Here is a 12,149-nt window from a genome sequence, read left to right as displayed (position 1 = left end):
CTGCCCCGGCCCGGGCCTTACTTCACGAAGGGCTCGGGCCGCGGGGTGTCGTCGGCCGACGGCGGCAGTATCGGGTACTGGATCGCCGGCTGGTCGCCGGTCAGCGTCTTCAGGAAGGCCACGATCTGCCCGTTCTCGTCGGGCGTGAAGGTGCGGCCCAGCTGGAGCCGGCCCATGATGTCCACGGCTTCGGTCAGCGTGGCGGCCTCGCCGTCATGGAAGTACGGATAGGTCAGCGCCACGTTGCGCAGCGTGGGCACCTTGAAGTTGAAGCGGTCGGCGTCCTTGCCGGTCACCGCCGCCCTGCCCTCGGCCTTGTTCTCGGTCTGGTACGGCATGACCAGGCCCATCTTCTGGAACGAGTTGCCGCCCACCGCCACGCCGTTGTGGCAGGCGACGCAGCCGCTGTTCTTGAAGAGTTCGTAGCCGGCCAGCTCGCGCACGGTCAGCGCCTTCTTGTCGCCGCGCAGCCATTGGTCGAAGCGCGAGTTGGGCGTGACCAGGGTTTCCTCGAACGCGGCCAGCGCGCCGGTCACTTCCTCGATAGTGATGCCGTCCTTGCCGAAGACCTGCTTGAATTCGGCGCGGTAGCCGGGAATCGAGCTCAGCACCTGGATGGCCAGTTCGTGCGTGGACGCCATTTCCATGGGGTTGGCGATGGGGCCGCCGGCCTGCTCGCGCAGGTCCTTGGCGCGGCCGTCCCAGAACTGCGCGATGTTCAGGCTGGAATTGAGCACGGTGGGCGAATTGATCCCGCCCTTCTGCCACTGGTGGCCGATGGAGGCCTTGAGGTTGTCCGAACCGCCCATGCCCAGGTTGTGGCAGGAGTTGCAGGAAATCGCGCCGGACCGCGACAGGCGCGGATCGAAGAACAGTTTCTTGCCGAGTTCGACCTTGGCGGGGTCCTTGACGACGGCGGGTTCCACCGGCTGTATCGGTTCCTGCGAGGCCGCCGAAGCCAGGGCGTTCCAGCCGCCCAAGGCGATCCCCGCTGCCAGCAACACGCTTGCCTTCTTCATTTGCTTCTCCTGGGTAATGACCTTTATGACTGCAAGGTCATTACATCAGGCTGAAGCCGGGCGGGCTTTGCGTCGTGTCAAGAGGCGGCCGGCGGGCGCCGGCCGTGCGCTCAGGGGCGCGCCACCGCTCCGCCGGCAGCGGCGGGTTCGGCGCGGCGCGCCTGCACCGCGATCCACTGCGCCAGCAGGGCCGCGGCCGCGAACGCCACGCCGGCGCCCACCCACGGGCCCTGGCGCAGGCCGGCGTCGAGCAGCAGGCCGAAGGCCAGCGGCCCCAGGGCCGAGCCCACGTCCATGCCGGAATAGACCAGGCCGTAGACCGAGCCGGTGGCGCCCTTGGGCGTGACGCGGCGGATCAGCATGTCGCGCGAAGGCGCGGCCACGCCGGAGCAGAAACCGGCAAGGCCCACCACGGGCGCGGCCAGCACGGCCGGCACCAGGCCCAGCGCCAGCACCACCAGGGTCAGGCCCGCCAGGATCAGCGCCACCATTACCGTGCGCTCGGTGCGCGGATTGGCCGACACCAGGAAGCCGCCCGCGGCCATGCCGACGGCCGAAGCCACCATATAGCCCGACAGCGCCGAGCTGGCGGCGACCTTGGACAAGTCGTACAACTGGCCCAGCAGCGGGATGGTGTAGTTCTGCACCGAGGACAGCGCGATGGAGGTGCAGGCGAAGAACAGGAACGCGCCCCACAACGCCGGCTTGGACAGCAGCGTGGCCAGCGTGGTCAGCACGCCTTCCTGCGGCTTGGGCGAGGTCTTGCCGGCGGCGGGCTTCGGTTCGGCCTCGCCCTGTTCGGCATGCGGCAAGGGGCCGCCGAGCAGGTCGCGTCCCAGCACGGTCAGCAGCAGCACCAGCGCGACCAGGCCGGCCGCGCTGTAGGCCGCGACGCGCCAGTCGGCCAGCAGCGTGATGGTGGTCATGAACACCGGCGTCAGCGCCCAGCCCAGGTTGCCGGTCAGCCCGTGCGTGGAAAACGCGTGGCCCAGCCGCGGCGCGGTGATGCGGTGATTGATGATGGAATAGTCGGCCGGATGGAATACCGAGTTGCCGACGCCGCCCACGACGGCGGCCGCGACCAGCATGGCGTAGCCCGTGGCCGAGCCGATCAGCAGCCCCGACAGCACGAAGCAGGCCAGCCCGAACCACAGCACCGGCCGCGCGCCGACCCGGTCGACCACGAAGCCCGAGGAGGCCTGGCCGATGCCCGACACCACGTAGAAGGTGGAAACCAGCAGCCCCAGGCGGGCGAAGTCCAGCCCGAATTCATTGCCCAGCGAAACGTACAGCGAGGGCAGCACCAGCTGGAAAAAGTGCGAGGAGGCATGGGCCACCCCGATCAGCAGAATGATTTTCCAGTCGCGCCGGCGGACGGCGGCGTCCACGGCCAGGGTATTCGCAGCGGTATTCATCGCAAAAGGCCGCCGATAGCGGCAAAGTGCGCAGCGCCCGGGGCGCCGCGCGGGTTGTCTCCGGCCGACGTCCGGCATGGGCCCGGCGTCGGATTCTGGTTGAGGTTCAGGGCCATGACGGGCCCGGCCGCTACATGGCCTTTTCGCGGATCGCGGGCCAGGCGCGCTGCAGGTAATACAGCATAGACCAAACGGTCAGGACCGCGGCGATGACGATCAGCACGTCGCCCAGCAGCTTGGCGTCGATGCCGTAGATCGGCTGGTTGTACAGCAGACAGGGAATCGCCACCATCTGCGCGGCGGTCTTGAACTTGCCCAGGCGGTGCACCGCCACGCTGGCGCTGGCGCCGATCTTGGCCATCCATTCGCGCAGCGCGGAAATGGTGATTTCCCGGCCGATGATGATGAGCGAGATGAAGGCGTCCACCCGGCTCAGGTCCAGCAGCACGATCAGCGCGGCGCAGACCATGAGCTTGTCGGCCACCGGGTCCAGGAAGGCGCCGAACGCGGAAGTCTGGTTCCAGCGGCGGGCCAGCCAGCCGTCGAACCAGTCGGTCAGGGCCGCGATGATGAAGGCCCAGGCCGCGAGCGTATCGCGCGTGGGCACGGACATCCAGCTATCGGGCAGGTAGAACAGCCCGACCACCAGCGGGATCATGGCGATACGCAGCCATGTCAGGATAATGGGTACGTTAATTGGCATAGTGTCCGTATGCTACAGCAAGACCCCCCCCGAAGCGCCTGCGGCGCTTCCCCCCCAGGGGGGCGCCGCTACAGACCGGCGAAGCCGGATCTGTGCGGCCTGGATTGTGGGGCGGCGGTTGCTTGCGGGGGGTGGGGTTCTTTGGCTAGGTCGGGGGCTTGGAGTTTAGCGTTGTGGGGTTAACGCAAGGCTTCATAGATTCTTATCGCCAGGTCATAGGAGATGCCGTCCACCGAGGCCAGGTCTTCTATGCTGGCCGACGCCACGCCGGAGAAGCCGCCGAAGCGGGCCAGCAGGCGCTGGCGGCGGCGGGCGCCTACGCCTTCTATTTCTTCCAGGCGCGAGACATTGCGCGCCTTGGCGCGGCGCGCGCGCATGCCGGTGATGGCGAAGCGGTGGGCTTCGTCGCGGACCTGGGCGATCAGCATCAGGGCCGCGGATTCGCCGCCCAGGGCGACGGGCGGGCGTTCGTCGGCGAAGACCAGGGTTTCCAGGCCGACCTTGCGGCCCTCGCCCTTGGCCACGCCCACCAGGGTCTGGATGTCCAGGCCCAGTTCCGCGAACACCTTGCGCGCCACCTCGACCTGGCCCTTGCCGCCGTCGATCAGCACCAGGCCGGGCATCGGCGCCTCGCCGTCGGCGACCTTGGCGAAGCGGCGGGTCAGCACCTGGCGCATGGCGGCGTAGTCGTCGCCCGGCGTGATGCCGGCGATGTTGTAGCGGCGGTACAGCGAGGGCTGCATGTCGTGGTGCTCGAACACCACGCAGGAGGCCTGCGTCGCTTCGCCGGCGGTATGGCTGATGTCGAAGCACTCGATGCGCAGCGCGTCCAGCGCGGCTTCGTCGGTGTCCAGGTCCAGCGCCTCGGCCAGCGCCAGCGTGCGGGCCGCGCGCGCGCCGGATTCGGTGAGCGCGCGCGCCAGGGCCATCTCGGCGTTCTTGCCGGCCTGCTCCAGCCAGGCGCGGCGCGTGCCTTGCGGCCGGGTCAGCACCCTGGCGGGCCGTCCGCCGGCCTGCTCCACCAGCAGTTCGATCAGGCCGGCGTCCGGCAGCGCGTGCGAACACACCAGCACGGGCGGCATGACGTTGTCGGTGTAGTGCTGGGCCACGAAGGCCTCCAGCACCTGGGGCGCGGCCTCGCCCTCGGCGTGCGAGGGAAAGAAAGGCTTGTCGCCCAGGTGGCGGCCGCCACGCACCATCGCGAGATTCACGCAGACCTTGCCGCCGGCGATGGCCACCGCGATGATGTCGGTGTCCTCGCCGCTGACGTTTTCCATGGTCTGCTGGTGCAGCACGCGCGCCAGCGACCCCATCTGGTCGCGCAGCGCCGCGGCCTCCTCGAAGCGCAGTTCGCTGGAGGCCTGCAGCATGCGGCTTTCGATCTCGCCCATCACGTCCTTGGCTTCGCCGTTCAGGAAGCGCACGGCGCGCTGCACGTCGCGTTCGTATTCCGCGGCCTCGATCGCGCCCACGCAGGGCGCCGAGCAGCGGCCGATCTGGTGCAGCAGGCAGGGCCGCGATCGGTTGGCGAAAACCGTGTCCTCGCAGGTGCGCAGGCGGAAGACTTTCTGCAGGATCTGTATGGTTTCGCGCACCGCCCAGGCGTTGGGGAACGGGCCGAAAAACTGGCCGCGCTTGTTGGTGGCGCCGCGGTAGTAGGCGATGCGCGGCCAGGCATGGCCGGTGATCAGCAGGTACGGATACGACTTGTCATCGCGAAACAGGATGTTGTAGCGCGGCTTCAGGCTCTTGATGAGGTTGTTTTCCAGGATCAGCGCCTCGGCCTCCGAGCGCGTGACGGTGACCTCCAGCCGCGCCACCTTCGCCACCATCTGGGCGATGCGCGGGCTGGCCAGGTTCTTCTGGAAATACGACGAGACGCGCTTTTTCAGGTCGCGCGCCTTGCCGACATACATGACCTCCCCGGCCGCATCCAGGTGCCGGTACACGCCCGGCAGATGCGGCAGGTCAGCCAGGAACGATTTGAGATTGAAGTCGTCGGGCATTCTGGTAACGGGTTTCGGCCTGCAGGGCGTCCCAGTCCGGCGCCGCGTAGCGCGGCATCAGGCGGCGGATCCGGGCCACGGATTCGGGCGGATGCTCGAATTCCAGGCGCGCCAGCAGGTCGTCGGCCAGGTCGGGCCGGTTGCACACCAGCACCATATCGCAGCCGGCGCCCAGCGCGGCCTGGGCGCGGGCCAGGATGTCGCCGGCCACCGCGGCGCCTTCCATGGTCAGGTCGTCGGAGAACACCACGCCATCATAGGCCAGGCGCTTGCGCAGAATGTCCTGCACCCAGCGCCGCGAAAAGCCGGCCGGCTGGGAATCGACCTTGGGATAGATCACGTGGGCGGGCATCACCGAGGGCAGCACGGCGTCGCCCAGCCAGGCGTACGGCGCGGCGTCCTCTTCCAGGATGCGTTCCAGCGGGCGTTCGTCCACGGGAATCTCGTGGTGCGAATCGGCCTCGACGAATCCGTGGCCGGGGAAATGCTTGCCGCAGGCCGACATGCCGGCCAGCTGCAGGCCCTGGATCAGCGCGCGCGAGAGCATGGCCACCACGCGCGGATCGCGGTGGAAGGCGCGGTTGCCGATCACCTTGCTCACGCCGTAGTCCAGGTCCAGCACCGGCGTGAAGCTCATGTCCACGCCGCAGGCGCGCAGCTCGGCGGCCAGCACGTAGCCGGCCTCGGTCGCCAGGCGCATGGCCATGAGCGGGTCGCGTTCCCACAGCGCACCCAGCTCGCGCATCGGCGGCAGCGGCGTGAAGCCGTCCTCGCGGAAGCGCTGCACGCGCCCGCCCTCGTGGTCGACCAGGATCAGCAGCGGTTCCTTGCGGGCCTTGTGGATCTGGCGGGTCAGCTTGGTGAGCTGGCGGCGGTTCTCGAAATTGCGCGCGAACAGGATCACGCCGCCCACCAGCGGGTGGCGCAGGCGCTGCTTTTCTTCCTTGGTCAGCGAGTAGCCCGCCACGTCGACCATCACGGGGCCGGGCGGCAGCGCCTTGCTGGATTTTTTCTTGGCCATGTCAGGCTGTCCTTCTGTCTGTGTCCGGCAAGCCGGCCGGCGAAGCCGGAATCAGGGCTTGCGTTCGACCACCACGTAGGCGGCGGCCATGTCGGATTCGTCGGTAATGGAAACATGGGCGGCGCCGAAGCGCTGCGCATACCAGTCCTGCAATTCGGGCGCGATCACCAGCACCGGACGTCCGCCGGGCGCGTTCAGCGTCTGCACGCGCCGCCAGGTCATGGGCATGCGCATGCCCAGGCCGATCGCCTTGGAAAACGCTTCCTTGGCCGCGAAACGCGTGGCCAGAAAGCGCAGGCCGCGCGCCGGATCGCGCGCGCGGCGGGCGTGGAATTTCTGCAATTCCTCGGCGCCCAGGATTTTTTCGGCGAAGCGGTCGCCGTGGCGCGCCAGCGCGCGCTCGATGCGGTCGATGCGCAGCAGGTCCATGCCGATGCCGGCGATGGCGCCTGCGGGAGCGGGAGCGGGAGCAGCCATGCGAAGCCGGGGCTCAGCGCCCGCGCAGCGCCTGCAGGCGGGCCTGCACCATCAGCGCCTTCATGTCGCGCACGGCCTTCTCCCAGCCGTCGAACACCGCCTGCGCCACGATGGCGTGGCCGATATTGAGCTCGGAGATGCCGTCCAGCGCGGCCACCGGCGCGACGTTGCCGTAGTGCAGGCCGTGGCCGGCGTTCACGCGCAGGCCGTGGCGCAGCCCCTCGGCCAGCGCCACGCGCAGGCGTTGCAGCTCGGCCTCGGCGGCCTGGCCTTCGGCTTCGGCGTAGGCGCCGGTATGCAGTTCGATCACCGGCGCGCCGGCCTTGGCCGCGGCCTCGATCTGGACCGGGTCCGGATCGATGAAAAGCGAGACGCGGATGCCGGCTTCGGAGAGCAGCGCCACGGCGTCGGACACCGGGCCCAGGGCGCCGGCCACTTCCAGCCCGCCCTCGGTGGTGAGCTCGGTGCGCTTTTCTGGCACCAGGCAGACGTCGTCGGGCTTGACCGCGCAGGCGATCTCCAGCATTTCGGGCGTGACCGCGCATTCCAGGTTCATGCGCGTGCGCAGCTGCGGCCGGATGGCGTAGACGTCGGCGTCCTGGATGTGGCGCCGGTCTTCGCGCAGATGCAGCGTGATCAGGTCGGCGCCGGCGTCCTCGGCGCGCAGCGCGGCGGCCACCGGGTCGGGATAGGCCGTGTGGCGCTGCTGCCGCAGCGTGGCGACGTGATCGATGTTTACACCAAGTTCTATCATTGCACTTTCGTCGTTGCTTCCCAGCCGCCGCCCAGGGCCTTGTACAGTTCCACGCGGTTGATCAGCGCCGCAAGGCCGGTCTGGACCAGCGCGAGCTGGGCATTGAAAAAGTCCACCTGCGCGGTCTGCACCTGCAGGTAGCTGTCGATACCATTGGTATAGCGCAGATTCGACAGTTCCAGGGTGCGCGCCGACGCGGTCTGCAACGCGCGCTGGGCGTCGAGCTGGGCGGAATAGGTGGCCTCGCCCGCCAGCGCGTCCGAGACTTCGCGGAACGCCTGCTGGATGGTCTGCTCGTACTGCGCCACGGCGATATTGTCGCGCGCCTTGGCCAGGTTCAGCCCTTCGCGGATGCTGCCGCCGGCGAACAGCGGCGTGGTGATCGAGGGCGAGAAGCTCCAGTACCCCTGCCCGCCCTTGAACAGATCGCCCAGCGACGGGCTGGCCACGCCCAGCAGGCCGGTCAGCGAGATGGTCGGGAAGAACGCCGCGCGCGCCGCGCCGATATTGGCGTTGGCGGCCTTCAGCTGGTTCTCCGCGGCGACGATGTCGGGGCGGCGCTCCAGCAGGTCGGACGGCAGGCCGGCCGGCACCGTGGCCAGCAGCTGGTCGCGGCCGAACGTGGCCGGCGCCGGCAGGTCCTGCGGCAGCGGCGTGCCCACCAGCAGCACCAGGGCGTTGGTCGCCTGGGCCTGGGCGCGCGCCAGCTGCGCCAGGTCGGCCGAGGCCGAATCCAGCAGCGACTTGGACTGGTTCAGGTCCAGTTCCGAGGCCACGCCGCCGTCGAAGCGGCGCTTGACCAGGTCATAGGACTCCTGGCGCGAGGCCAGCGTGCGCTGCGTCAGGTCCAGCTGGACCTCGGCGGCGCGCAGGTTGAAATACGACTGGGCGACCGCGCCCACCAGCGTGATGTGCACGCTTTTCTGCGCCTGTTCGGTCGACAGGTATTGCTGATAGGCGGCCTCGGACAGGTTGCGCAGGCGGCCGAACAGGTCGATCTCGAAGGTCGTCAGGCCGATGCCGGCCTGGTAGGAGCTGCTGATCGAGCCGGCGCCCGGCATGCGCATGTTTTCGGGCAGGTGCTGACGCTGGCCCTGGATGCCGGCGCCGATGCTGGGCCATTGCGCGCCGCGCTGGATGCCGTACTGGGCGCGGGCTTCTTCGACGCGCTGCACCGCCACGCGCAGGTCGCGGTTGTTGACCAGCGCCAGTTCGATCAGGCTTTGCAGGCGCGGATCGCGGAAGAAGTCGCGCCAGCCCAGGTCGGCCGCGGGCGTGCCGTCCTGCGGCATCACCCCGGTCGACGGCTGGGTGCCCAGCGTGGTGGGCTTGGCGTAGCCGCCGTACTGCACCTTGGGCTGGTCGGGCCACAGGCCCGACACCGGGGGATCGGGACGCTTGTAGTCGGGCGCCAGCGAGCAGCCGGCCAACGCCACCGCCACGCAGGCGGACAAGGCGGTCTGTCTGAACTTCAGGGCCATCATTGCTTGCCCTCCGGGCCACCATTGGGTTGTGCGGGTTCCTGCGCGGACTCGCCGGCAGCCTTCCTGGCGGCCTGCTCTTCCTCGAAGGCGCGCAGTTCGGCGCCCAGCAGGCGCGGGCGGGTCTTGAACAGGCCCAGCACCACCACGAAGAAGGTCGGCACGAAAATCACGGCGAACGGCGTGGCGGCGAGCATGCCGCCCAGCACGCCCAGGCCCACCGCGCGCTGGCTGGCCGCGCCCGCGCCGGTCGCCATCGCCAGCGGGACCACGCCCAGGATGAAGGCCAGCGAGGTCATCAGGATGGGGCGGAAACGCAGCCTGGCGGCTTCCACCGCGGACTCGTACAGCCCCATGCCGCGGGCGTACTGGTCCTTGGCGAACTCCACGATCAGGATGGCGTTCTTGGCCGCCAGGCCGATCACGGTCACCATGCCCACCTGGAAGTACACGTCGTTGGACATGCCCAGCGCGCTGATCAGCGCCACGGCGCCCAGCATGCCCAGCGGCACCACCAGCATCACCGACAGCGGGATCGCCCAGCTTTCATACAGCGCCGCCAGCACCAGGAACACGACCAGCAGCGACAGGCCCATCAGGATGGGGGCCTGGTTGCCGGCCTGGCGTTCCTGGTAGGACAGGCCGTTCCACTCGAAGCCGAAGCCCTGCGGCAGCAGCCCGACCAGGCGTTCCATCTCGGCCATGGCCTCGCCGGTGGTGTAGCCCGGCGCCGCGTCGCCGCTGATGCGCATGGACTCGTAGCTGTTGTAGCGCACCACCTGCACCGGACCCTGCTGCCATTCGGCCTTGACGAAGGTCGACAGCGGCACCATGCCGCCCTGGGCGTTGCGCGCGTTGAGCTGCAGCACGTCGTTGAGCTGCATGCGGTACGGCGCGTCGGCCTGCACCCAGATGTTCTGCATCCGGCCCATGTTGGGGAACTTGCTCAGGTAGGCCGAGCCCACCGCCGTGGAGATCAGCGAGGCGGCCTCGTTGAAGTCCACGCCCAGCGCGGCCGCCTTGTCCCGGTCGATCGTCAGGTTCAGCTGCGTGCCGGCGCCCAGGCCGGTGATGCGCACCTGCGACAGCACCGGGCTCTTCATGGCCTCGCCCATCAGCTGGCCGGTGGCCGCGGCCAGCGCGGCCGAACCCGCCGCCGCGCGGTCCTGCAGGCGGAAGTCGAAGCCGGTGGCGTTGCCCAGCGACGAGATGGCCGGCGGCACCAGGGTGAACACCTGCGCGTCGTGGATGCCCATCAACTGCGTCTCGAAGGCCTTGAACGCGATCGCGCCGGCGGAATCCTGGCGCTCCTTGCGCTCGGCGAAGTCCTTGAGCGTGACGAAGGCGATGGCGGCGTTCAGGCCGTTGCCGTTGAAGCTGTAGCCCTGCACCGCGATCACGTTCTCGACGGCCGGCACCTCGGAGAAGTATTTCTCGACCTGTTCGATCACCTCGACCGTGCGGTTGGCGGTGGCGCCGGTAGGCAGCTCGATGTTGCTGACCACGTAACCCTGATCTTCCTCGGGCAGGAAGGACGAAGGCAGGCGCAGGTACAGCCAGCCCAGCAGCACCACCAGCAGCGCGAACACCAGCATCATGCGCCCGCCGCGGTGCAGGATGCGCGACACCCAGTTCTGGTAGCCGTGGGTGGTGGCGTCGAACTTGCGGTTGAACCAGCCGAAGAAGCCCTTCTTCTCGTTGTGGTGGCCCTTGGGCACCGGCTTGAGAATGGTGGCGCACAGCGCCGGCGTGAAGGTCAGCGCCAAAAGCGCCGAGAAGAAGATCGACACGGCCATGGCCACGGAGAACTGGCGGTAGATCACGCCCACCGAACCGCTCATGAAGGCCAGCGGCAGGAACACGGTCACCAGCACCAGCGTGATGCCGATGATGGCCCCGCTGATCTGCGGCATGGCTTTCTTGGTCGCTTCCTTGGGCGGCAGCCCTTCGGTCGCCATGATGCGCTCGACGTTCTCGACCACCACGATGGCGTCGTCCACCAGAATGCCGATGGCCAGCACCATCGCGAACATGGTCAGCACGTTGATGGAGAAGCCCAGCGCCAGCATCACCGCGAACGCCCCCAGCATGGCCACCGGCACCACCAGCGCCGGGATCAGGGTGTAGCGCACGTTCTGCAGGAACAGGTACATCACCAGGAACACCAGCACCATGGCCTCGACCAGGGTGTGGACCACCTGCTCGATGGACACCTTCACGTAGGGCGCGGTGTCGTACGGGATGGAATAGGTGATGTTGCCGGGGAAGTACTTGGACAGTTCTTCCATCTGCTGGCGCACGCCCTGCGCGGTGGCCAGCGCGTTGGCGTCCGGCGACAGCACGATGGCGAAGGCCGCCGTGGGCTTGCCGTTCAGGCGGGCGCCGAACTGGTAGTTGTCGGCGCCGACCTCGATGCGGGCGACGTCGCGCAGCAGCACCTTGGAGCCGTCGGTGTTGGCGCGCAGCACGATCTGGCCGAAGCCCTCGACCGTGCTCAGCTGGCCGTTGGCCGTGACCGTGGCGGTGATGCGCTGCGAATCCGGATTGGGCGGCGCGCCGATGCTGCCGCCCGAAATCACCACGTTCTGGCTGGCGATGGCCTGGTTGACCTGCGACATGCTCAGGTTGAAGCCCACCAGCTTGGCCGGGTCCACCCAGACGCGCATGGCGCGCGGGGCGGCGAACAGCTGGAACTGGCCCACGCCGGGCACGCGCGACACCGGGTTCTTGATGTTGCGGGTGATGTAGTCGGCCAGCGCGGTCTGGTCCAGCGAGCCGTCGGTGGACGACACCGCCGCCACCATCAGGAAGCCCGTGCTGGTCTGCTCGTATTGCAGGCCCTGCTGCTGCACGGCGGTCGGCAGCTGCGCGACCACGTTGGACACGCGGTTCTGCACGTCCACCTGCGCCAGATCGGGGTTGGTGCCGGGCCGGAAGGTGGCGGTGATGGTCGAAGTGCCGTACGAGTCGCTGACCGACTCGTAGTAGATCAGGCCCTTGGCGCCGTTGAGCTGGTCCTCGATGATACTGGTGACCTGCTCGGCCACTTCATTGGCCGAGGCGCCCGGATAGGTGGCCGTGATGGTGATCGCCGGCGGCGCCACGTCCGGATACTGCGAAACCGGCATGTTCGGGATGGCCAGTATCCCGGCCAGCAGGATGAACAGGGCGACTACCCAGGCGAAAATCGGTCTATCGATAAAAAATTGCGGCATGTGGGCTGACTCTGAAAGCGATGCTCACGAAAGAGGAACGCGGCGCAAGCGCCGCGTG

9 protein-coding genes are annotated in these 12,149 nt (G+C 68.5%); all 9 read right to left on the bottom strand.

The genetic code is table 11. The features are described 5' to 3' along the window. Positions 1 to 17: 17 nt before the first annotated feature. Positions 18 to 1,019: a cytochrome-c peroxidase gene (locus tag AC1M14_RS09145; RefSeq protein ID WP_102772359.1), complete on the bottom strand. Its 1,002-nt coding sequence runs from the start codon at positions 1,017 to 1,019 to the stop codon at positions 18 to 20. A gap of 110 nt (positions 1,020 to 1,129) precedes the next feature. After that, positions 1,130 to 2,434 (bottom strand): MFS transporter, encoded by a 1,305-nt coding sequence (locus AC1M14_RS09140; protein ID WP_111824679.1) that lies wholly within the window; start codon positions 2,432 to 2,434, stop codon positions 1,130 to 1,132. Positions 2,435 to 2,564: 130 nt separating this feature from the next. After that, a complete protein-coding gene (gene pgsA / locus AC1M14_RS09135) occupies positions 2,565 to 3,137 on the bottom strand; it encodes a CDP-diacylglycerol--glycerol-3-phosphate 3-phosphatidyltransferase (protein ID WP_102772361.1) in 573 nt (190 codons plus the stop codon). A gap of 179 nt (positions 3,138 to 3,316) precedes the next feature. Then, the gene (gene uvrC / locus AC1M14_RS09130) at positions 3,317 to 5,143 is read right to left on the bottom strand and encodes an excinuclease ABC subunit UvrC (RefSeq protein WP_102772362.1); all 1,827 of its coding nucleotides are present in this window, start codon (positions 5,141 to 5,143) and stop codon (positions 3,317 to 3,319) included. Beyond that, positions 5,106 to 6,164 carry a beta-N-acetylhexosaminidase gene (gene nagZ, locus AC1M14_RS09125; RefSeq protein WP_102772363.1) on the bottom strand — a complete coding sequence of 353 codons (1,059 nt, stop codon included), beginning with the start codon at positions 6,162 to 6,164 and terminating at the stop codon, positions 5,106 to 5,108. The genes uvrC and nagZ overlap by 38 nt, the downstream gene beginning before the upstream one ends. A gap of 51 nt (positions 6,165 to 6,215) precedes the next feature. Beyond that, positions 6,216 to 6,641, bottom strand: coding sequence for a holo-ACP synthase (gene acpS / locus AC1M14_RS09120; RefSeq protein ID WP_111824676.1), 426 nt, complete (start codon positions 6,639 to 6,641; stop codon positions 6,216 to 6,218). Between the two features lie 13 nt (positions 6,642 to 6,654). Continuing rightward, complete coding sequence (locus tag AC1M14_RS09115) at positions 6,655 to 7,395, bottom strand: pyridoxine 5'-phosphate synthase (RefSeq protein WP_102772365.1); 741 nt, start codon at positions 7,393 to 7,395, stop codon at positions 6,655 to 6,657. Then, the gene (locus AC1M14_RS09110; protein WP_102772366.1) at positions 7,392 to 8,879 is read right to left on the bottom strand and encodes an efflux transporter outer membrane subunit; all 1,488 of its coding nucleotides are present in this window, start codon (positions 8,877 to 8,879) and stop codon (positions 7,392 to 7,394) included. Before AC1M14_RS09110 ends, AC1M14_RS09115 begins: the two co-directional genes overlap by 4 nt. Continuing rightward, positions 8,876 to 12,091 (bottom strand): efflux RND transporter permease subunit, encoded by a 3,216-nt coding sequence (locus AC1M14_RS09105; protein ID WP_102772367.1) that lies wholly within the window; start codon positions 12,089 to 12,091, stop codon positions 8,876 to 8,878. Before AC1M14_RS09105 ends, AC1M14_RS09110 begins: the two co-directional genes overlap by 4 nt. Positions 12,092 to 12,149 lie beyond the last annotated feature (58 nt).

The sequence above is a fragment of the Achromobacter sp. SX5 genome (assembly GCF_056711425.1).
This window is presented reverse-complemented; position numbering and strand designations above follow the sequence as displayed.

Coding starts and splice junctions, on each gene's coding strand:
- AC1M14_RS09115 (WP_102772365.1), bottom strand. CDS start 7,395: ATGATAGAACTTGGTGTAAACATCGATCACGTCGCCACGCTGCGGCAG.
- pgsA (WP_102772361.1), bottom strand. CDS start 3,137: ATGCCAATTAACGTACCCATTATCCTGACATGGCTGCGTATCGCCATG.
- acpS (WP_111824676.1), bottom strand. CDS start 6,641: ATGGCTGCTCCCGCTCCCGCTCCCGCAGGCGCCATCGCCGGCATCGGC.
- AC1M14_RS09140 (WP_111824679.1), bottom strand. CDS start 2,434: ATGAATACCGCTGCGAATACCCTGGCCGTGGACGCCGCCGTCCGCCGG.
- nagZ (WP_102772363.1), bottom strand. CDS start 6,164: ATGGCCAAGAAAAAATCCAGCAAGGCGCTGCCGCCCGGCCCCGTGATG.
- uvrC (WP_102772362.1), bottom strand. CDS start 5,143: ATGCCCGACGACTTCAATCTCAAATCGTTCCTGGCTGACCTGCCGCAT.
- AC1M14_RS09105 (WP_102772367.1), bottom strand. CDS start 12,091: ATGCCGCAATTTTTTATCGATAGACCGATTTTCGCCTGGGTAGTCGCC.
- AC1M14_RS09110 (WP_102772366.1), bottom strand. CDS start 8,879: ATGATGGCCCTGAAGTTCAGACAGACCGCCTTGTCCGCCTGCGTGGCG.
- AC1M14_RS09145 (WP_102772359.1), bottom strand. CDS start 1,019: ATGAAGAAGGCAAGCGTGTTGCTGGCAGCGGGGATCGCCTTGGGCGGC.